Source organism: Pseudomonas sp. LARHCG127, assembly GCF_052871455.1.
Genome location: NZ_JBIXJT010000009.1, coordinates 47,655 through 66,404 on the forward strand (window position 1 = coordinate 47,655; position 18,750 = coordinate 66,404).

The 18,750-nt window shown below is 62.8% G+C and carries 19 protein-coding genes; 12 read left to right on the top strand and 7 right to left on the bottom strand.

All coding sequences use genetic code 11. The features are described 5' to 3' along the window. Positions 1 to 167: 167 nt before the first annotated feature. From ACIPQ1_RS16630 to ACIPQ1_RS16640, 3 genes are all read left to right on the top strand, one after another. Complete coding sequence (locus ACIPQ1_RS16630; RefSeq protein ID WP_250964624.1) at positions 168 to 452, top strand: hypothetical protein; 285 nt, start codon at positions 168 to 170, stop codon at positions 450 to 452. 228 nt (positions 453 to 680) lie between these two features. Continuing rightward, positions 681 to 1,466, top strand: a complete 786-nt coding sequence (locus ACIPQ1_RS16635) for a hypothetical protein (RefSeq protein WP_250964623.1) — start codon at positions 681 to 683, stop codon at positions 1,464 to 1,466. Between the two features lie 85 nt (positions 1,467 to 1,551). Continuing rightward, positions 1,552 to 2,139 carry a hypothetical protein gene (locus ACIPQ1_RS16640; protein WP_250964622.1) on the top strand — a complete coding sequence of 196 codons (588 nt, stop codon included), beginning with the start codon at positions 1,552 to 1,554 and terminating at the stop codon, positions 2,137 to 2,139. 387 nt (positions 2,140 to 2,526) lie between these two features. Here the strand turns inward: ACIPQ1_RS16640 and ACIPQ1_RS16645 are convergent, their stop codons facing one another. From ACIPQ1_RS16645 to ACIPQ1_RS16660, 4 genes are all read right to left on the bottom strand, one after another. Next, positions 2,527 to 3,243 (bottom strand): alpha/beta hydrolase, encoded by a 717-nt coding sequence (locus ACIPQ1_RS16645; RefSeq protein ID WP_446534454.1) that lies wholly within the window; start codon positions 3,241 to 3,243, stop codon positions 2,527 to 2,529. 65 nt (positions 3,244 to 3,308) lie between these two features. Beyond that, positions 3,309 to 4,421, bottom strand: a complete 1,113-nt coding sequence (locus ACIPQ1_RS16650) for a succinylglutamate desuccinylase/aspartoacylase family protein (protein WP_446534455.1) — start codon at positions 4,419 to 4,421, stop codon at positions 3,309 to 3,311. A gap of 103 nt (positions 4,422 to 4,524) precedes the next feature. Continuing rightward, positions 4,525 to 5,304 carry an ABC transporter substrate-binding protein gene (locus ACIPQ1_RS16655; RefSeq protein ID WP_446534456.1) on the bottom strand — a complete coding sequence of 260 codons (780 nt, stop codon included), beginning with the start codon at positions 5,302 to 5,304 and terminating at the stop codon, positions 4,525 to 4,527. 363 nt (positions 5,305 to 5,667) lie between these two features. Then, the gene (locus ACIPQ1_RS16660; protein WP_446534457.1) at positions 5,668 to 6,102 is read right to left on the bottom strand and encodes a rhodanese-like domain-containing protein; all 435 of its coding nucleotides are present in this window, start codon (positions 6,100 to 6,102) and stop codon (positions 5,668 to 5,670) included. A 103-nt stretch (positions 6,103 to 6,205) separates the two neighbouring features. Here ACIPQ1_RS16660 and ftrA point away from each other — a divergent pair, with 103 nt between their 5' ends. After that, positions 6,206 to 7,165: a transcriptional regulator FtrA gene (ftrA, locus tag ACIPQ1_RS16665; protein ID WP_186710052.1), complete on the top strand. Its 960-nt coding sequence runs from the start codon at positions 6,206 to 6,208 to the stop codon at positions 7,163 to 7,165. A 210-nt stretch (positions 7,166 to 7,375) separates the two neighbouring features. On the opposite strand, the gene cobF is transcribed toward ftrA, so the two are convergent. Continuing rightward, positions 7,376 to 8,134, bottom strand: a complete 759-nt coding sequence (gene cobF, locus ACIPQ1_RS16670) for a precorrin-6A synthase (deacetylating) (RefSeq protein WP_446534458.1) — start codon at positions 8,132 to 8,134, stop codon at positions 7,376 to 7,378. Further along, positions 8,131 to 8,709 carry a histidine phosphatase family protein gene (locus ACIPQ1_RS16675; RefSeq protein ID WP_250964616.1) on the bottom strand — a complete coding sequence of 193 codons (579 nt, stop codon included), beginning with the start codon at positions 8,707 to 8,709 and terminating at the stop codon, positions 8,131 to 8,133. The genes cobF and ACIPQ1_RS16675 overlap by 4 nt, the downstream gene beginning before the upstream one ends. A gap of 300 nt (positions 8,710 to 9,009) precedes the next feature. Between ACIPQ1_RS16675 and ACIPQ1_RS16680 the strand changes: the two genes are divergently transcribed. The 8 genes from ACIPQ1_RS16680 (at position 9,010) to ACIPQ1_RS16715 (ending at position 17,277) form a co-directional block, all read left to right on the top strand. Then, positions 9,010 to 9,864, top strand: coding sequence for a MurR/RpiR family transcriptional regulator (locus tag ACIPQ1_RS16680; protein WP_411385112.1), 855 nt, complete (start codon positions 9,010 to 9,012; stop codon positions 9,862 to 9,864). 2 nt (positions 9,865 to 9,866) lie between these two features. Next, a complete protein-coding gene (locus ACIPQ1_RS16685) occupies positions 9,867 to 10,511 on the top strand; it encodes an isochorismatase family cysteine hydrolase (protein WP_250964614.1) in 645 nt (214 codons plus the stop codon). After that, on the top strand, positions 10,508 to 11,860 hold the full coding sequence (locus ACIPQ1_RS16690) for a glutamine synthetase (protein ID WP_411385113.1): 1,353 nt from the start codon (positions 10,508 to 10,510) through the stop codon (positions 11,858 to 11,860). The genes ACIPQ1_RS16685 and ACIPQ1_RS16690 overlap by 4 nt, the downstream gene beginning before the upstream one ends. Beyond that, positions 11,844 to 12,596: an N-formylglutamate amidohydrolase gene (locus tag ACIPQ1_RS16695; RefSeq protein WP_186730699.1), complete on the top strand. Its 753-nt coding sequence runs from the start codon at positions 11,844 to 11,846 to the stop codon at positions 12,594 to 12,596. The genes ACIPQ1_RS16690 and ACIPQ1_RS16695 overlap by 17 nt, the downstream gene beginning before the upstream one ends. A 65-nt stretch (positions 12,597 to 12,661) precedes the next feature. Beyond that, positions 12,662 to 14,011, top strand: a complete 1,350-nt coding sequence (locus ACIPQ1_RS16700; RefSeq protein WP_250964611.1) for an APC family permease — start codon at positions 12,662 to 12,664, stop codon at positions 14,009 to 14,011. A 110-nt stretch (positions 14,012 to 14,121) separates the two neighbouring features. Further along, positions 14,122 to 15,138 carry an arginine N-succinyltransferase gene (locus ACIPQ1_RS16705; protein ID WP_186730701.1) on the top strand — a complete coding sequence of 339 codons (1,017 nt, stop codon included), beginning with the start codon at positions 14,122 to 14,124 and terminating at the stop codon, positions 15,136 to 15,138. Between the two features lie 61 nt (positions 15,139 to 15,199). Continuing rightward, positions 15,200 to 16,234 (top strand): arginine N-succinyltransferase, encoded by a 1,035-nt coding sequence (gene astA, locus ACIPQ1_RS16710; protein WP_411385116.1) that lies wholly within the window; start codon positions 15,200 to 15,202, stop codon positions 16,232 to 16,234. A 173-nt stretch (positions 16,235 to 16,407) separates the two neighbouring features. Beyond that, positions 16,408 to 17,277: an isocitrate lyase/PEP mutase family protein gene (locus tag ACIPQ1_RS16715; RefSeq protein WP_250964608.1), complete on the top strand. Its 870-nt coding sequence runs from the start codon at positions 16,408 to 16,410 to the stop codon at positions 17,275 to 17,277. 142 nt (positions 17,278 to 17,419) lie between these two features. Here ACIPQ1_RS16715 and ACIPQ1_RS16720 read toward each other — a convergent pair whose 3' ends face one another. Continuing rightward, the gene (locus tag ACIPQ1_RS16720; RefSeq protein ID WP_053120907.1) at positions 17,420 to 18,649 is read right to left on the bottom strand and encodes an acyl-CoA dehydrogenase; all 1,230 of its coding nucleotides are present in this window, start codon (positions 18,647 to 18,649) and stop codon (positions 17,420 to 17,422) included. Positions 18,650 to 18,750: the final 101 nt, after the last annotated feature.

Here is an 18,750-nt window from a genome sequence, read left to right on the forward strand (position 1 = left end):
GTCAATGGGCCGATTCTAGCAGCAACGCCACCGACTCAGTGCCGCGCCGAGCATTCACCCATACAACAGGTTGGGGCGATTCCCCCCTCAGCCCATCAGATGGAATTTTCCATTTCTGAAGGGATCACTTGAACATCACCCCCGCTTATCCACCCAGGAGACTGCCGATGCGCCTCGCACCCGCTGCTGCCGACAGCACTCATATCGATTACGGCCTCGACACGCTATTTGGTCGCGAAACCAAAAGCGTCCACTGCCAGTTCGATGTCAAACGCCTCGACGACGGCGAACCGCCCTGGTTCGCGCTGCACCTGCGCCCGCCATTGCCGACGGATCTGGAAAAGGCCCAGATCGTGGTATTCAGCGCCGAAGGCAAACGCATCAGCGGCATTGTCCGGCGAGCCGAACGCCTGGCTGATGACAGCCTGCTACTGGACGTGGAACCCGACTGAGGTTTCCCAGGCACCGCGGCCTGATAAGCGTCATGGCCGTCCCGCCGCTATCGCGAGCAAGCTCGCTCCCACAGGGGCAATGGCGAGATCCACACCGCCTCACTGTGGGAGCGAGCTTGCTCGCGATGACGTTAGCCCAGACGCCCCAATCCTGTGGGAGTGCGCTGTATAGGGCATTGAGCCAGACGGTGCTAACGTGGCGCTTCTACCACAGACAAGGATGACCGCGTGCTGCTGCTCAAATTGCTGGTGATTCCCATGTTCCTGCTGCTGATTTCCCGGGCTGGCAGGCGCTGGGGGCCGAGCGTGGCCGGCTGGCTGTCGGGGTTGCCAGTGGTAGTGGGGCCGATTCTGTTGTTCCTGGCCGTGGAACAGGGCGAGCTGTTTGCCGCGCAGTCGGCGACCGCGGCATTGGCGGCCATGTTTGCGATGATTGCCTTCTGCGTGGTGTACGCCCAAGTCGCCCAGCGCCGTAACTGGCCGTGGGCGCTGGGCACCGCGTTGGGCGTCTGGGCCGTGGTGGCGTTGATCCTGTCCTGGCTACCGGCTTCACTGCCGTTGTCGAGCCTGATCGCCTTGGTCGCGCTGTTGGCGGCGCCGTATCTGTTTCCGACGGTCCGACCGGCGATGAACGGGCCGGCGGTAAAATCCGACAAGTTGCTGCTGCGCATGATCGCCGGCGCACTGTTGACCCTGGCGGTGACGCTGCTGGCCAGCACCGTGGGCGAACGCTGGAGCGGGCTGCTCGCGGTGTTCCCGGTGCTGGGCAGCGTCATGGCGGTGTTCTCCCAACACACCCGCGGGCCGGCCTTCACCGTCACGCTGCTGCGAGCGACGGCCACCGGCATGTATTGCTTCGCCGCCTTCTGCCTGACCCTGGCCCTCGCCCTGCCTGTGATGGGCATGCCGGCTTTTGCCTTGGGCGTCGCGGTGTCGGTGGCCATGTTGCTGGTGACCCGACGCCTGCTGGCGCGGGCACCCTCCGGCGTTACCACACTCCTTTCGCCGAAATGACGCCTCTTCGGCACTGGCGCTGGAGTCCGGTGCGACGCCCATGGGATGATCGGCCTTCAAGCGCGACCATCCGTGGAGAGTTTCAATGTCATTGCTGAGTAAACAAGCCGCCGCCCTGTTGCTGGGGGCCATCGCCAGCCTGGTCGTGGCATCCGCCCAGGCGGCCCCGGCCAAACCTGCCAGTGATGCGCCGGCGCAGAAGGTATCGATGCTCGGCGGCAAGTTCATCTTCACCTTGCCCAAGGGCTTCACGGCAATGCCATTGCCCGCCGGCGAGGCTGCCCAGGGCACCGCCGGGGCGACGGGGACGATGTACAGCAATGCCACCAGCAGGACCGTGGTGATCGCAGCGGAAAACGTCATCATCAACGGCGCGAATGTGAAGGATGACGATGGTGCGTTCCTCGACACCACCATGGCCGACTTCGCCGTTCAGCGCCTCAAGTCCCTGCCGGACGCCAAGATCCTCAGCGAAAAAAGCCTGAAGCAAAAAGGCACCGGCCTGGGCCTGCGACAGCTCGACACCCAGGCGACCCAGGGCGGTGGGCCGACCCTCGACAGCACCTTGCTGGCTGCCTCCGGCACTCGCATGGCGGCGGTGCAAATCATCTCCCGGGCCAGCGACAAGGCAGGTCATGAAGCGTTGGTGAAACAGATCGCCAGCGGTCAATAAGCGCCCCGGAACCTGTGGGAGCCGGGCTTGCTCGCGATGGCGGCGGCCCACATGGCATCGATGCAAGGTGACACACCGCTATCGCGAGCAGGCTCGCTCCCACAGTGGACTTGGGTGTACGCAACATCTAAGTCGGTCGCTGAACCTTGTGGGAGCCGGACTTGCCCGCGATGGGCCTCAACAGTCAGCATCTTAGTGACAGACACACCGCTATCGCGAGCAAGCTCGCTCCCACAGTGGACTTGGGTGTACGCAATATCTAAGTCCGTCGCTGAACCCTGTGGGAGCCGAGCTTGCTCGCGATGGCGTCGGCCCACATGGCATCGATACAAGCTGACCCACCGCTATCGCGAGCAAGCTCAGCTCCCACAGTGGACCTTCTTGCAGTCAGGGATTGAGCCGTTCCAGCCAGGCCCGCAGGTCTTGGACTTCCAAGGCAGTGATGCTGTGGCCGACGCCCGGGTAGGCATGGAATTCCGGTTCCAGCGCCAGCGTTTTCAGGAAACTGTTGGCCTCGGTGCCATCGTGATACGGGATGATCGGGTCTGCCGTGCCATGACCGATGAACACCGCCAGCGTCCGGCGTGACTCGTCGGGGGTCAGCTCCGCCCGCAGCACCGACAGGACCCGCCCGCCCATCGCTGCAATGCCGCCGACGGCTTCAGGGTGTCGCAAGGCCACTTCATAGCTCATCATCGCCCCCTGGCTGAACCCCACCAGGTAGACCTTGCTTGCATCGGTCGAATATTTGGCCCGGGCCTTGTCGATGAAGTCCAGCAGCATCTGGCCGCTGGCCTTCAGGTCCGAAGTGTCACCGTCATAAGCGCCGTCGCCCTTTTTCGCGAACCACTGGTAACGGTCCTGCTCCATGCTCTTCGGCGCGCGCACCGAGAGGTAGTTGTAGTCACGGGGTAGCTCGTCCTTGAGTTCGAACAGGTCCTGCTCGTTACTGCCGGAACCGTGCAGGAAGATCACCAGCGGTCGGTTCCGGGCGTGCTCATCGGCTTGGGCCAGGTAGTTGAGCGGCAAGTCCGTGTGCAACGAGGGTTGGGCCTGCAACCCGGATGAGACCAGCAACAGAAACAGGGCGAGCGCTTTGAACATCGATCTTCCTCCATCGTTTCGACAGCCGCACGGCAAGGCGCGTGCGGTGAGGTAGACAGCAGTTATCAGTCGTTGATCAATTTCCCCGTACGAATCGGTTCACGCCCGGCGACTTTAGCCTGCCAGATACCCGGCTGCGTATAACGTCCACGGTCCAGGGCGAACAACACACCGCTGGTGCCGGCCCGCACGGTGGTGACCAGATCGCCCAAAGGGTCGACCACTTCAAACAGCGGATCGCCCCGCTCCACCCATTCGCCGGCCTCCCGCAGAAAACTCACCACGCCATGGTGCGGCGCGAACAGGTATTGCGTGCCTTCGAACGGAAAGCCTTCACAGCACTGCTCTGGCGCGGGCGGCCATTCCCCGGCGATGAAACCTTGCTCGGCCAGGAACCCGAGGATGGCTTCACAATTGGCCTGGGCCTGCTCCACCCGGGTATCGCCCATGCTGCCCAGCTCCAGCGTTGTCGCCAGGTTCGCCGGTGGGATTGCCGCCACGGGAAAGGCCTTGGCCAGGCGCAGCCAGGGCGCGGAGCAGGATTCATCGAACGAACTGCCGCCCGAATCCTCGCACAGCAACGCCACACCCGCTTTCAAGCGTGCGGCCAGGGAACGCCATTGCGGCCACTGTTGCGGCAAGGCGTACAAGTGGATAGCGGCCTCGAAATCGCAATGCAGATCCAGGGTAATGTCGGCGTCGCAGGCGTGGCGCAGCAGCAGGCGATGCAGCGCTTCGAGTTGCGAGGGAGGTGGCGGCAGGTCGTCGAGGACCTCGGTCATGGCCTGGCGGATCAAGGTGATATTGGCAGCCGGATCGTCGCCCAGGCGCTCACCGATACGCTGCGCCACCGGTGCGCTGAGCTCCACGAAGGAACGGTTGAAATTCTTGCCGCTGCCCAGTTCGAAACGCCCCATGTGGGCACTTTGCAGATGTTGATCCAGGCCGATGGGGTTGGCCACCGGCACCAGCTCGATCACGCCCTTGAGCATGCCCTGGGCCTCCAGGTCGTTGAGCCGCTGCTTCAGCTCCCAGGCGGTACGCATGCCCGGCAGTTCATCGGCGTGCAGGCTGGCCTGGATGTAGGCCTTGCGCGGGCCGTGGCCGTAACGAAACACACTGAGCCGGCGTTCGGTGCCCAGGTGACTCCATGGCAGGGTATGGTCGATGCGTTGCATGAGGAACTCCGAATGGCGGCATGACGATAGGCGCAGGGTAAACAATCGCCCATGAAAAAGGTGGCCGGCCGGGTCAACGGCGGGCCACCTTGGGGTTCAGCGATTAATGCCCGTAGACGTCAAAGGCGAAGTATTTGTCCTGCACCTTCTTGTACGTGCCGTTGGCGCGGATCTCGCTGATGGCGGTGTTGAATTTGTCGGCCAGGGCCTTATCGCCCTTGCGCACCGCTATGCCGGCGCCGCCGCCGAAGTATTTCGCGTCTTCATAGGTCGGGCCGACGAAGGCGAAGCCTTTGCCGGCGTCGGTTTTCAGGAAGCCTTCGTCGAGGTTGACCGAGTCGGCCAGCATGGCGTCGAGGCGACCGGAGACCATGTCCAGGTTGGCTTCCTGCTGGGAGCCGTAGCGCACCAGGTCGATCCCGGCGGGTACCAGCACTTCGGTAGCGAAACGGTCGTGGGTGCTGGCGCGCAGCACACCGACTTTCTTGCCCTTGAGTTCGGTCAGCGGATCCTTGACCGCGGTGCCCTCCTTCATCACGAAGCGGGCCGGGGTGTGGTAGTACTTGATGGTGAAATCAACGTTTTTCTTGCGATCGTCGGTGATGGTCATGGACGACAGGACCGCGTCGATTTTCTTCACTTTCAGCGCGGGGATCAGGCCATCGAACTCCTGCTCGACCCAGACGCACTTGACCTTCATCTGTTCACACAAGGCATCGCCGATATCGACGTCGAAGCCGGCCAGCTTGCCGTCGGGGGTTTTCATCGAAAAAGGTGGGTAACCGGCTTCGATCCCGAGGCGGATCAGCTTGGCGTCTTCGGCCACGGCCGACAGGGACAATACGGACAGTGCCAAAGCACCGAACATGGCTAGCTTCTTCATTTTCGCTCCTGAGTGCGCAGGTATTTTATTGGATCGTTATAGGCAGATTCATAGCAGCATTCGGTCAGCAAAAACCGAAGTGGCCGGGAGTCTAGAGGGGCACTCAGGAGGGGAATTATGTTGAGGCGACAAATAGTTATAAAAACAGCCAGGTGCGGCTGGCGGTCAAGGGATTTGCGAAAAGCCTGACAGGGAAACACTCCAAAGGCAGGTAAACACCCTGTGGCAGATACCCCCTGTGGCGAGGGAGCTTGCTCCCGCTGGGGCGCGCAGCGGCCCCAATAAAGGCGAGGCACCAAGGGGCTGCTGCGCAGCCCAGCGGGAGCAAGCTCCCTCGCCACAAAAGCCTGGTTGCAGGAGGCATCAGCAATCGCAGCTGATCGCCTCGTCCGCCACGCGCTCCACCGAGCCGGTCAGGCGAAAGCCTTCGTCGAGCCAGCCCATGATGCCGCCGATCATTTCCTTGACCGGGTAGCCCAAGGTTGCCAGGCGCACCGCCGCCTTGTTCGCGCCATTGCAATGGGGGCCGGCGCAATACACCACGAACAAGGTGGTCCTGGCATAGGCCGCCAGTGCCTGGGCGGTGAGCGTGCGGGTCGGCAGGTTGATCGCCCCGGGGACATGGCCGCGCTCATAGGCCAGCGGTCCGCGAACATCCACCAGCACAAAATCGACATGACCGGCCTGTTGACTGGCGTGAACGTCGGAACAATCCGTTTCGAACGACAAGCGACGGCTGAAATGCTCCAGGGCAATATCGGAAGGGGCGGCAGGCACTTCGCGAACCAGGCTGGTCATGGGTGTGTACTCCAAGGGTAGATAAAGGCGTGGAGAGACTTTATCCCCCCGATGCTTGCCGCTACAGTGGCGTACAAGACACTCTGTGGGAACTTTCCGACAAATGCAGCCTATCCCGGGTTTGGTCGCGATCCTCGCCTACGACGGCCTGTGCACCTTCGAATTCGGTGTCGCCGTCGAGATTTTCGGATTGGAACGGCCGGAATTCAATTTCCCTTGGTACGAGCATCGGATCGTCGCGGTCGATGATGGCCCGATGCGCGCCATGGGCGGCTTCCAGGTATTGGCCGATGGCGGCATGGAATTGCTCGAAACCGCCCGGACCATCGTCATACCAGGCTGGCGCAGCCGCAGCGAGCCACCGTCCCAGGCACTGCTCGACGCATTGCGCAGGGCCCATGCCCGTGGGGCGCGCCTGTTGTCGATCTGCTCCGGTGCCTTCGTGCTGGCCGCCGCCGGCCTGCTCGATGGTCTCGGCGCCACGACTCACTGGCGCTACACCGACGAACTGGCCAAGAGCTTTCCCGCCGTGCGGGTCGACCCGGATGTGTTGTACGTCGACTCGGGGCAGGTCATTACTTCGGCGGGCAGCGCCGCCGGCATCGACGCCTGTCTGCATCTGGTGGCACGGGACTATGGTCTTCAGGTCGCCAACACCGTGGCGCGCCGGTTGGTGATGACACCGCAACGGACCGGCGGCCAGGCGCAGTTCATCCCCTCGCCGGTCAGCCGTACGCCACGCAGCGACCTGTCGAGCGTCATGCAATGGGCCCGCGAGCGCCTGCACGAACCCCTCGGCGTGCGCGAGCTGGCCAGCCAGGCGGCCATGAGCGAACGCACTTTCCTGCGTCACTTCACCCAGGCCTGCGGTGTGTCGCCCAAGGCCTGGCTGCAACACGAGCGCCTGGCCCGGGCCCGCGAGCTGCTGGAAAGCACCGGCGACAACACCGACAACATTGCGCAACTGTGTGGTTATCGCTCGGTGGAAAGCTTTCGCGTGGCGTTTCGCAGCGTGGTGGGGTTGGCGCCGTCGGTGTATCGGGAACGGTTTGGGCGGGGATAAAGATGCCGGGAAATCATGCCCCTCCGTGGCGAGGGAGCTTGCTCCCGCTCGACTGCGCAGCAGGCGCTGTAGGAGCTGCCGAAGGCTGCGATCTTTTATCTTTCCCTTGGGACTCAAGTGCCTAGGGAAAGATCGCAGCCTCGTTGCACTCGACAGCTCCTACAGACCCAGCGGGAGCAAGCTCCCTCGCCACAGGGTGAGGTGCAAGCGTCATCGTGGCTTACGCAACAAATACGTATCCATGATCCACCCATTGGCCTCTCGCGCGGCCTTGCGGGTGCGTTCGATATCATCGGCCACATCTCCCAGCCGGCCGGCGATCAGGATTTCCTCCGGCATTCCCACATAGGCGCCCCAATAAATCTGCGTATCGGGATCGCTGACGTGGCGATAGCCATCCTCGGCATCGAGCATCACCACCACACTGGCCGCATCGCCCACCTGCCCCGCCACCAAACGGCGTCCGGTGGTGATTTCCAGCGAACCGCCAATGGTGTTCAACGGCACTTTGTGCCGGGCGGCCAAGGCCTGGACACTGGTGATGCCGGGGATCACCTCGAATTCGAAAGCGCAGCGGCCCGCCTCGAGAATCGCCTGCAGGATGCGCACGGTACTGTCGTATAACGCCGGATCGCCCCACACCAGAAAACCGCCCTGCTGGCCGCAGGACAGTTCTTCATTGATCAGCCGTTCGAAGGTGGCCTGTTTGGCGCGATTCAGCGCTTCGACGCTGTCCTTGTAGTCCACGTCGCCGCGTTGGCGTTCCGGGCTGTAGGCTTCGACGAAACGGTAGGGGCGATCAACGATGTAGCGTCGACAGATTTCACGCCGCAGGTCCAACAGTTTGTCCTTGGCCGGGCCCTTGTCCATGAGGAAGACCACGTCCAAGCGGTTCAAGGCTTTCACTGCCTGCATCGTCAAGTGGTCCGGATCGCCGGCCCCGATACCAATGACGGATAACTGCTTCATCGCGGCGACTCCTGGCCAGGTTCCTGGGCGCGCAATCGCCATACGCCGTTGAAACGCAACTCCAGGGTGGACAACGGTTCGATGTCGATCCGGTTGAACGTGGCGGCCGGGCAACCCAAGACGGTCATCAGCGCGGCACGAATCACGAAGGGGTGGGTGACGGCCAGCAGATGCCCCGGTCGGGCTTCCAGACTGGCCAGCCAGTCTGCGACACGGCGACACAACCGGGCGACGGATTCACCGCCATGGGGAGCCGCCTCGGCATCGTCGAGCCAGGTTTGCAGGGCCTGCGGTTCAACCTTGAGCAATTCATCGATGGACAATCCGCGCCAGCGTCCAAGGTCACAATCGGCCAGGGCCGGGTCCACCTGAGGCTCGTCGCCGAACAGCGCGGCGGTCTGGCGAGTGCGCAGCTCCGGCCCGCAGAGCAGTTGCCTGACGTTTCCATAGCCATGCTCGATCTGCCCACGGCGCCCCAGCCAGCCGGCGTCCAGTGCTTCGTCCAGACCGAAGCGCGCCTGCTTCTGGGCAACGGTGCGGGCGTGGCAGATCAACGTCAGGCGAGTGGTTTGCACACTGGATTCTCGGGTAATCGGACGGGGCCCATGGGCTGAATGTTCACGGGGTTTAGTTGTACAGCACCTTATACGAAATCAAATAACTGAGACAAAAAGGCGTTATTTCCGACAACTTCATGAGCAACGACTGACATACCAGGCCCAGCTGACCAAGACCAATTCCTACAGGGCTTTCGCACAACTTTGGAGCATTTTAAACGGAACGTAAAAACCACTGGACATGTAGCACTAGCTACATAAATACTGTTTTCAGGAGTTATGAAAGAAAACCAACATTCATCCAGGCAAGGAGCACGGATGCCGCCCCTCAGAGACCTGATCACCGATCCCGGCCTGGTATTGACGCCGTCGGAACGCAAGGTCGTACGTGCCCTGCTCGATCATTACCCACGCAACGGCCTCGGTCCGATGTCACGCCTGGCAGACCATGCCGGTGTCAGCGACCCGACCATCGTGCGGCTGGTGAAAAAACTCGGGTTTGGCGGTTATGCCGAATTCCAGGATGCGCTGCTCAGCGACATGGACCATCGCCTGCGCTCCCCCCGCACCCTGTTGCAACCACGGGCCAAATTGCAGCAAGGCGATACCTGGAGCCAATACCTGGCCGCCAGCCAACGCAACCTCAACGACACCCAGGCGCTGACGCAACCCGAAGACGTGCGCATTCTCGTGCAGTGGTTGCTCGACAGCCGCCATCAGGTGCATTGTTTCGGCGGCCGCTTCAGCAGCTTTCTAGCCCATTACTTGCTCAACCATTTGCGGCTGCTACGTGCCGGCTGTTTTGCCCTGGAAGACAACGCCCAACTGCCTGACCGGCTGTTCGACGTGCAGCGCCAGGACGTGGTGCTGATCTTCGATTACCGTCGCTACCAGGCCCAGGCCCTGCGCGTGGCCAGCGCGGCCAAGGCGCGGCACGCCCGGGTCGTGCTGTTCAGCGACGTCTATGCTTCGCCGTTGCGCGAGCTGGCGGACCTGATCATCAGCGCCCCGGTGGAATCGGTCTCGGCCTTTGACAGCCTGGTGCCGGCGCTGGCCCAGGTCGAGGCCCTGATCGCCTGCCTGACGCTGCAATGCCCTGAGCTGGCCGAACGCCTGGAAGGCATCGACGCCTTGCGCACGGAATTCAACACGCACCTGTTGGAGGAAAAATAAGGATGTTCTCGCTCCCCCACCGCTCGCCTCGGGATCTGCCATTCACCCGCCAACACACGGCATTGCTGTTGGTGGACATGCAGCGCGCCTGGCTGGAACCGCAATTCGATGCCCACCTGAACAGCCCCGAGGCCGCGTACTTCCTCCAGCGGGCCCGCCAGCAGGTCATTCCCAACCAGCAGCGCTTGCTCAACGCTATGCGAGAGGCGCGGCAAAACGTATTGCACACCCACATCGAAAGCCTCACCGCCGATGGCCGCGACCGCTCCCTGGATCACAAGCTGTCGGACATGCACCTGCCCAAGGGCAGCCCTGAAGCGCAGATCATTGCCGAGCTGACGCCGCAGGAAAACGACATCGTGCTGCCCAAGACCTCCTCCGGGGTGTTCAATTCCACCAACATCGACTACGTGCTGCGCAACCTGGAGACCCGGCACTTGATCGTCGCCGGAATCGTCACCGACCAGTGCGTCGACATGGCCGTGCGCGACGCCGCCGACCGCGGCTACCTGGTCACGCTGGTGGAAGATGCCTGCGCCACTTACACCGAACAACGGCACCTGGCGTGCCTGAACGCGATCAAGGGCTACTGCTGGATCACCGATACCGACACGGTACTCGCTCGCCTGCAGGAGATGCAGCCATGAGCCGCCCCGATGCCGCCGCCCTCCTCGCACCCCTGCCGGTCACGACCCTGGTGACCACCGACCTGATCGGCGTGACCCGTGGGCGCTCGTTTCCCAGCGATGAATTGCCCCACTACGTCGCTGCCGGCTGTGGCTGGGTGCCGGCCAACAGCGCGTTGACGCCCCAGGACATCATCGCCTCGACCAACCCCTGGGGCGCCTATGGCGACCTGCGGCTGGTACCGGACCTGTCCAGCCGGGTGACTGTCAATAATGGCCCAGACGCCCAGGCACCGGCCCTGGACTTCATCCATTGCGACATTCGAGAGACCGACGGCCGGCCCTGGAGCGCCTGTCCGCGCACGCTGCTGCAGGATGAAGTGGAGCGTTATCGCAGCGAACTGGGCCTGCAAGTTTTCGCCGCCTTCGAGCATGAGTTCAACCTGGCTGCCACCCCTGCGCAGCCTGATCGCCTGGCCTTCAGCCTCCAGGCCCAGCGCCAGCAAGCCGGGTTCGCCGGGTGGTTGCTCAGCGCCCTGCGGGCCGGCGGCGTCGAGCCGGAAATGTTCCTGCCCGAATACGGCAAGCAACAATACGAAATCACCTGCCGCCCGACCCTGGGCGTGGCCGCTGCCGACCGGGCGGTGAACGTCCGGGAAATCACCCGCGAGATCGCCCGGCAGATGGGCCTGGACGTGAGTTTCGCCCCCAAGACCTCGGAACATGCCGTGTGCAACGGCGTGCATCTGCACCTGAGCCTGCAGAACCTGAGCGCGGATCCGGTGCTGCATGACGCCGCCAGCAGCAATGGCTTGTCCAGCCTCGGCCAGCATTGGGCCGCGGGTATGTTGCATTATCTGCCGGCGCTGTGTGCGCTGACCGCGCCGACGCCGCTGTCCTACGAGCGCCTGCAACCTCATCACTGGAGCGCCTCTTATGCGTGCCTGGGACAGCGCAACCGCGAAGCGGCGCTGCGCATCTGCCCCACCGTGAGCCTGGGCGGGAAACCACTGGCGAACCAGTACAACCTGGAGTTCCGCGCCATGGACGCCACCGCCTCGCCGCACCTGGCGATGGCCGCGCTGTTGATCGCCGGGCGGCTGGGCATCCAGCAACGGCTGCCATTGCAGGCGGTCACCGATGAAATACCCGATGAGCTGGATGAAACACAACGCCGCGCCCGTGGCATTATCGCCCTGCCGACAACCCTGGCACAGGCACTGGACTGCCTGCGCCACAGCGGGGCATTGCTCGAGACCCTGCCCGGCCCGCTGGTCGAAACCTATTTCGCCTTGAAGGCCCAGGAATTGGCCTTGACCCAGGCGCTCTCACCTGTCGAGCGTTGCGAGCACTATGCACGAATCTATTGAATGTGCTGAAACGGGCCTCTACACCAGGCCAGCCTATCGATTGACCCGGGAAGACTCCGACCACCCGGTGCTGCTGGTGTGCGAACACGCCAGCCGTTTCATTCCCGTGGCGCTGAACGACCTGGGCCTGGATGAAACCGCGTCCCAGGAACACATCGCCTGGGACATCGGCGCCCTGCTGCTGGCCGAACGCCTGTCCGAAACCCTGGGCGCGACCTTGCTGTCGGCCAATTACTCACGGCTGTTGATCGACCTCAACCGCCCGCTGCACGTGCCCGACAGCATTCCGGCCCAGAGCGAGATCTACCAGGTCCCGGGCAACCACGATCTGGACGAGGCCACCCGCGAATATCGCCAGCAGTGCCTGTTCCATCCCTTCCATGATCGGTTGCGAGCGTTGATCGACCAGCGCCTGGCGGCCAACCGGCCGGTGCGCGTGGTAGGCATCCACAGTTTCACCCCGGTGTTCTATGGCCAGCCACGCGCACTGGAAGCCGGCGTGCTGTTCGGCGAAGCCAAGGAATACGCCCAGCACATCGTCGACGGGCTGAGCCGGCATTCGCTGCGGGCAGCGGGCAACCAGCCCTACAAGATCAACCCCCTGACCGACATGACAGTCCCGGTGCACGGCGATGGCCGTGGCCTGGATTCGGTGTTGATCGAAGTGCGCAACGACCAACTGCGCAGCCCAGAATCGGTACGGACCTGGAGCGCCTACCTGGCGCCCCTGCTGTAGCGGCAGGCTTCCAGCGACAGACAGCAAGCAAGCGCAATCCACACAGCTGAAAAGGAAAACGGCTCATGAGCATCGAGGCATTTGGCTACAAACAGGAATTGAAACGCGGCCTGTCACTGACAGACCTGGTGGTCTACGGGATGATCTTCATGATCCCCATCGCACCGTTCGGCGTGTATGGCTACGTCAACGCCGAAGCACCGGGGATGGTGCCGCTGGCCTACATCATCGGCATGGTGGCGATGCTGTTTACCGCGTTGAGCTACGGCAGCATGGCCCGGGCCTTTCCGGTGGCAGGTTCGGTCTATTCCTACGCACAACGGGGCCTTAACCCACACGTTGGGTTCATTGCCGGCTGGCTGATGCTGCTGGACTACCTGCTGATCCCGCCACTGCTCTATGTCTACGCCGCCATGGCGCTGAACCATTTGTACCCGGACATTCCCAAGGTCGGTTTCATCCTGGCCTTCCTGGTGAGCGCGACCTTCGTCAACCTGCGGGGCATCACCTTCACCGCGCGGATGAATATCATCTTCCTGCTGGCACAGCTGGTGGTGCTGGGGATTTTCCTGTTCTACGCCTGGAACGCCCTGCAGGGTGGGGCCGGTCACGGCCAACTGACCCTGGCGCCGCTGTACAGCCCGGAACACTTCAACTTCGCCCTGCTGATGCAAGCCGTGTCCATCGCGGTGCTGTCGTTCCTGGGGTTCGACGCCATTTCCACCCTGGCTGAAGAGGTCAAGGGTGACCCGGGGCGCAGCGTCGGCAAGGCGGCACTGGTGACCTTGCTGGTGATGGGGGCGATTTTCGTGGTGCAGACCTGGATCGCCACCGACCTGGCGGCCGGCATGGGCTTCAAATCCGCCGACACCGCGTTCTATGAAATCGCCGAGCTGGCGGCCGGCAGTTGGCTGGCCACGTTGACCGCGGTGGCCACGGCCCTGGCCTGGGGCGTGGCGGTGGCGATCACCTCCCAGGCAGCGGTGTCGAGACTGTTGTTCGGCATGGCCCGGGACGGCCAGTTACCCAAGGTGTTGGCCAAGGTCCATCCGAAACACAACACCCCCTACATGAGCATCTACCTGGTGGCGGTGCTGTCGTTGCTGATCTGCTACCTGTTCATCAACGCCGTGGACACCCTCACCTCCCTGGTCAATTTCGGCGCCCTGAGCGGCTTCATGTTGCTGCACATCACGGTCATCAACCATTACTGGCGCCGCCAACAGTCCGGCCAACTGATTCGCCACGTGATCTGCCCGCTGGTCGGCTTCGTGATCGTCGCGGCCATCATGTACAACATGGGCGTGGCTGCGCAGAAACTCGGCCTGATCTGGATTGCCGCGGGTGTGGTCTATCTGTGCCTGCTCAACAAATTCGGCAGTCGTACCGCCCTGCCCGATCCAGCAGGTCAATGAGGAGCGGCGGTCGAAAGGGTTCGGCCAGCCGTGGTTAAAACGCGTGGACATCGACAGTGATCGTCAAGCCCGGTGCCAGTCACGGGCTCCCTGGAACAGGAGTGCAATCCATGCTGGCCTTACGTCCAGTTCAATTAGCCGATCTGCCGCAGCTGCAACAATTGGCCCGTGACAGCCTGGTGGGCGTCACGTCGCTGCCGGACGATACCGGGCGTCTTGAGGAAAAAATCCTCGACTCGTGCGCCTCGTTCGCAGCCGATGTGCAGGGGCCGGGGGCGGAAAATTATTTTTTCGTCCTGCAGGACTTGGAGTCCGGGCGCCTGGTGGGTTGTTCGGAGATCCTCTCCAGCACCGGTTGCAACGAGCCGTTCTACAGCCTGCGCAACCGGCCGTTTTCCAGCGAGTCCCGGGAGCTGAACATCCAGCATGGCGTGCCCGCGCTGTCGTTGTGCCAGGACCTCAACGGGCAGACGCTGCTGCGTGGCTTCCACATTGACGCCGAGCGGGTGCGCACGCCGGCATCGGAGCTGCTGTCCCGAGCCCGGCTGATGTTCATCGCCGCCCACCCCCAGCGCTTTGCCGAATCGGTCATCACTGAAATCGTCGGTTTCAGCAGCGAAGACGGCCAGTCGCCCTTCTGGGACGCCATTGGCCAGCACTTCTTCGACCTGCCCTATGTCGAAGCCGAACGATTGTGTGGCTTGCAGAGCCGGACCTTTCTCGCCGAACTGATGCCGCAGTACCCGATCTACGTGCCCATGCTCCCGCCAGCGGCCCAGGCCTGCATCGGCCGGGTGCATCCCGACGGCCAGGAAGCCTTCGATATCCTCGAACGCGAGGGTTTCGAAACCAACAGCTACGTCGATATCTTCGACGGCGGGCCGACCTTGCATGCCCGTATCGCCCATATCCGTTCCATCACGCAAAGTCGCCTCACCACCGCCAGGCAGAGCCTGCAGATTGACGCCCGCGGCTTGTACCTGGTGAGCAACGAGCACTTGGGCAGCTACCGGGCCATTATTGCCGAGCTGGACGTCAACGCCGACGGCCCGGTGGCCCTGTCACCCGCCATGCTGACCGCCCTGGACATCCAGGACGGCGCACGGATCCGGGTGGTTGCCCTATGAGCCTCATTCGAACCCATGGCTTGCACCGACGTTTGGACCGACACGACAAAGGAGCTGCAGCATGATTGTTCGTCCGGTGGCCATCACCGATCTGCCTGCCTTGCTGGACCTGGCCCGTTGCGCGGGGCCCGGGTTCACCAGCCTGCCGGCCAACGAAGAGCGCCTCGCCCATCGTGTTCGCTGGGCCCAGCGGACCTTTGCCGGGCAAGTCGAACGCGCCGACGCCGACTACCTGTTCGTGCTCGAAGACGACGACCGGCAGGTGGTGGGCATCAGCGCCTTGACCGGGGCGGTGGGACTGCGTGAGCCCTGGTACAACTATCGGGTCGGGGTCACGGTCAGCTCGGCGCCGGAGCTGGGCATCCAACGACAGCTCCCGACGCTGTTTCTCAACAACGAGATGTCCGGGCAATCGGAAATCTGCTCATTGTTCCTGCACCCCGAGCAACGCCACGGCCACAACGGCCGCTTGCTGTCCCTGGCACGCCTGCTGTTCGTGGCCGAGTTTCCCCATCTGTTCGGCGAAAAACTGATCGCCGAACTGCGGGGCCACGCCGACGAACAGGGCTGTTCGCCGTTCTGGGACAGCCTGGGACGGCACTTTTTCAAGAAGGACTTCAGCTACGCCGACCAGTTGTCCGGCATGGGCAACAAGTCGTTCATCGCCGAGCTGATGCCACGCCAGCCGCTGTACACCTGCCTGCTCACCGAACAGGCCCAGGCGGTGATCGGCAAGGCTCATCCGAACACCGAGCCGGCCCTGAAGATCCTCAGTGCCGAGGGTTTCAGCCATAAGGGCTACATCGACATTTTTGACGGTGGCCCGGTGATCGAGGCGCCGGTGTCGAAGATTCGCAGTGTACGCGACAGCCAGGCGCTGACCCTGGCCATTGGCACCCCGGATGAACGCGCACCGGTCTGGCTGATTCACAACCGGCGCCTGGAAAACTGCCGTGTGACCAGCGCCCGCGCGCACTTGCATGGCCACACCTTGGTGGTCGATCGCCTCATCGCCAAACGCCTGCAAGTGCAACCGGGTGACACCGTGCGCGCCGTGGCATTGCCTAGGCAGGGACAACAGGCGGTGGCGGCATAGCCCGCGTATCCGTCGGCTACCGGCCTTCGGGACTTGGGACCGTTGCGCTGATGCCATAACGGCATCGTCCATACGCATTCGTCATCATCTTTGCGCTTGCCACGTGATAGCCTTTGGATCTTTCGGCGTTGACACTTTTGCTCAAGCCTTTCCATTCCATTGGTGGAACTCATATGTCCAGGCTTTCCCATCAAGATTTGCGTCGTAACTTTCGTCAACTACTGGCTTCCAAGACCTGCTACCACACCGCCTCGGTGTTTGACCCGATGTCGGCGCGCATTGCCGCTGACCTGGGTTTTGAAGTCGGCATCCTCGGAGGCTCGGTGGCGTCGTTGCAAGTATTGGGCGCGCCGGACTTCGCCCTGATCACCCTCAGCGAATTCGCCGAACAGGCCACCCGTATCGGTCGCGTGGCCCAACTGCCATTCATTGCCGACGCCGATCATGGCTATGGCAACGCCCTGAACGTGATGCGCACCATCATCGAACTGGAGCGGGCCGGCGTTGCGGCGTTGACCATCGAGGACACCTTGCTGCCGGCCCAGTTCGGGCGTAAATCCACCGACTTGATCGGCGTGGCCGAGGGCGTCGGCAAGATTCGGGCGGCGCTGGAAGCGCGAGTCGACCCCGAAATGGCAATCATCGCCCGGACTAATGCGGGGATCCTGCCGGTGCAGGAAATCATCAGCCGGACCCAGCAATATGAACGTGCCGGGGCGGACGGGATTTGCATGGTGGGCGTGCAAGACTTCGATCATCTGGAGAAAATCAGCGAAAACCTGACGGTGCCGCTGATGCTCGTCACCTATGGCAACCCATTGCTGCGCGACGACAAGCGCCTGGCCGAACTGGGCGTGCGCGTGACCATCGACGGCCACGGCGCCTACTTCGCCGCGATCAAGGCGACTTACGACAGCCTTCGCGAACAACGGCAGATCTTCACCCAGGCCTCGGACCTCAGCGCCACCGAGCTGACGCACACCTACACCCAGCCCGAGGACTACATCCGCTGGGCCGAGGAGTACATGAGCGTCAAGGAGTAAGCTGATTCAGCTGTCCTGGAGGCCGTCATCGCGAGCAAGCTCGCTCCCACAGTGGGTCTGCGGTGAGACGTATATCTGGCCCGCACGTCCATTCCTGTGGGAGCGAGCTTGCTCGCGATAGCGGTGCAAGCATGACGAACCTTCAGCGCCCGCTGCGCAGCATTTCCTTGGGCACGTACTTGCCGATCTCGAACTTGCCAATCGCGGCGCGGTGGACTTCATCCGGGCCGTCGGCCAGGCGCAGGGTGCGTTGCATGGCGTACATGTAGGCCAGCGGGAAATCGTTGGAAACCCCAGCGCCACCGTGGATCTGGATCGCCCGGTCGATGACCTTCAAAGCCACGTTCGGCGCGACGACCTTGATCTGGGCGATTTCGCTTTTCGCCACTTTATTGCCCACGGTGTCCATCATGTACGCCGCCTTCAACGTCAGCAGGCGCGCCATGTCGATTTCCATCCGCGAGTCGGCGATCTTGTCGATGTTACCGCCCAGGCGCGCCAACGGCTGGCCGAAAGCGGTGCGGCTGACGGCCCGCTTGCACATCAACTCCAAGGCGCGCTCGGCCATGCCGATGGAGCGCATGCAGTGGTGGATCCGGCCCGGGCCGAGGCGGCCCTGGGCAATCTCGAAGCCACGGCCTTCACCCAGCAGGACGTTTTCGTACGGCACCCGCACGTTATCGAACAGCACCTCGGCATGGCCGTGAGGCGCATCGTCGTAGCCGAACACCGGCAGCGGCCGGACGATCTTGACCCCGGGGGTGTCCACCGGAACCAGAATCATCGAATGCTGGGCATGCCGTGGTGCATCGGGGTTGCTCAAGCCCATGAAGATCAAGATCTTGCAGCGCGGATCGCAGGCGCCTGAGGTCCACCATTTCTTGCCATTGATCACCCACTGGTCGCCGTCACGCTCGGCGCGGGCCGCCATATTGGTGGCGTCCGAAGAAGCCACGTCCGGCTCGGTCATGGCAAAGGCCGAACGAATCTCGCCGCGCAGCAGGGGTTCGAGCCAGCGCTGCTTTTGTTCTTCATTGGCGTAGCGCACCAGCACTTCCATGTTGCCGGTGTCCGGTGCCGAACAGTTGAACGGCTCCGGCCCCAACAACGAGCGCCCCATGATCTCTGCCAGCGGCGCGTATTCCAGGTTGGTCAGGCCGGCGCCCAGCTCGGACTCTGGCAGGAACAGGTTCCACAGGCCTTCTGCCTTGGCCTTGGCCTTGAGCTCTTCCATGATGGCCGTGGGTTGCCAGCGGTCGCCTTCGGCCACTTGTCGTTCGAACACCGCTTCGGCCGGGTAGACGTAGGCGTCCATGAACGCTGTGACGCGTTCACGCAGTTCCTGAACCTTGGGGGAATAGGCAAAATCCATGGGCAGCACCTTCTTGGCAGAGGTTGTTTTAGGTCATGAAATCGATGCTAGTTCAGCTACGAAAATTTACCTAACCTATTCTCAGCGTGTATTAACATTCA

Coding starts and splice junctions, on each gene's coding strand:
- ACIPQ1_RS16640 (WP_250964622.1), top strand. CDS start 1,552: ATGTCATTGCTGAGTAAACAAGCCGCCGCCCTGTTGCTGGGGGCCATC.
- ACIPQ1_RS16720 (WP_053120907.1), bottom strand. CDS start 18,649: ATGGATTTTGCCTATTCCCCCAAGGTTCAGGAACTGCGTGAACGCGTC.
- ACIPQ1_RS16655 (WP_446534456.1), bottom strand. CDS start 5,304: ATGAAGAAGCTAGCCATGTTCGGTGCTTTGGCACTGTCCGTATTGTCC.
- ftrA (WP_186710052.1), top strand. CDS start 6,206: ATGCAGCCTATCCCGGGTTTGGTCGCGATCCTCGCCTACGACGGCCTG.
- ACIPQ1_RS16660 (WP_446534457.1), bottom strand. CDS start 6,102: ATGACCAGCCTGGTTCGCGAAGTGCCTGCCGCCCCTTCCGATATTGCC.
- ACIPQ1_RS16705 (WP_186730701.1), top strand. CDS start 14,122: ATGCTGGCCTTACGTCCAGTTCAATTAGCCGATCTGCCGCAGCTGCAA.
- cobF (WP_446534458.1), bottom strand. CDS start 8,134: ATGAAGCAGTTATCCGTCATTGGTATCGGGGCCGGCGATCCGGACCAC.
- ACIPQ1_RS16630 (WP_250964624.1), top strand. CDS start 168: ATGCGCCTCGCACCCGCTGCTGCCGACAGCACTCATATCGATTACGGC.
- ACIPQ1_RS16715 (WP_250964608.1), top strand. CDS start 16,408: ATGTCCAGGCTTTCCCATCAAGATTTGCGTCGTAACTTTCGTCAACTA.
- ACIPQ1_RS16680 (WP_411385112.1), top strand. CDS start 9,010: ATGCCGCCCCTCAGAGACCTGATCACCGATCCCGGCCTGGTATTGACG.
- ACIPQ1_RS16700 (WP_250964611.1), top strand. CDS start 12,662: ATGAGCATCGAGGCATTTGGCTACAAACAGGAATTGAAACGCGGCCTG.
- ACIPQ1_RS16690 (WP_411385113.1), top strand. CDS start 10,508: ATGAGCCGCCCCGATGCCGCCGCCCTCCTCGCACCCCTGCCGGTCACG.
- ACIPQ1_RS16695 (WP_186730699.1), top strand. CDS start 11,844: ATGCACGAATCTATTGAATGTGCTGAAACGGGCCTCTACACCAGGCCA.
- ACIPQ1_RS16650 (WP_446534455.1), bottom strand. CDS start 4,421: ATGCAACGCATCGACCATACCCTGCCATGGAGTCACCTGGGCACCGAA.
- astA (WP_411385116.1), top strand. CDS start 15,200: ATGATTGTTCGTCCGGTGGCCATCACCGATCTGCCTGCCTTGCTGGAC.
- ACIPQ1_RS16645 (WP_446534454.1), bottom strand. CDS start 3,243: ATGTTCAAAGCGCTCGCCCTGTTTCTGTTGCTGGTCTCATCCGGGTTG.
- ACIPQ1_RS16685 (WP_250964614.1), top strand. CDS start 9,867: ATGTTCTCGCTCCCCCACCGCTCGCCTCGGGATCTGCCATTCACCCGC.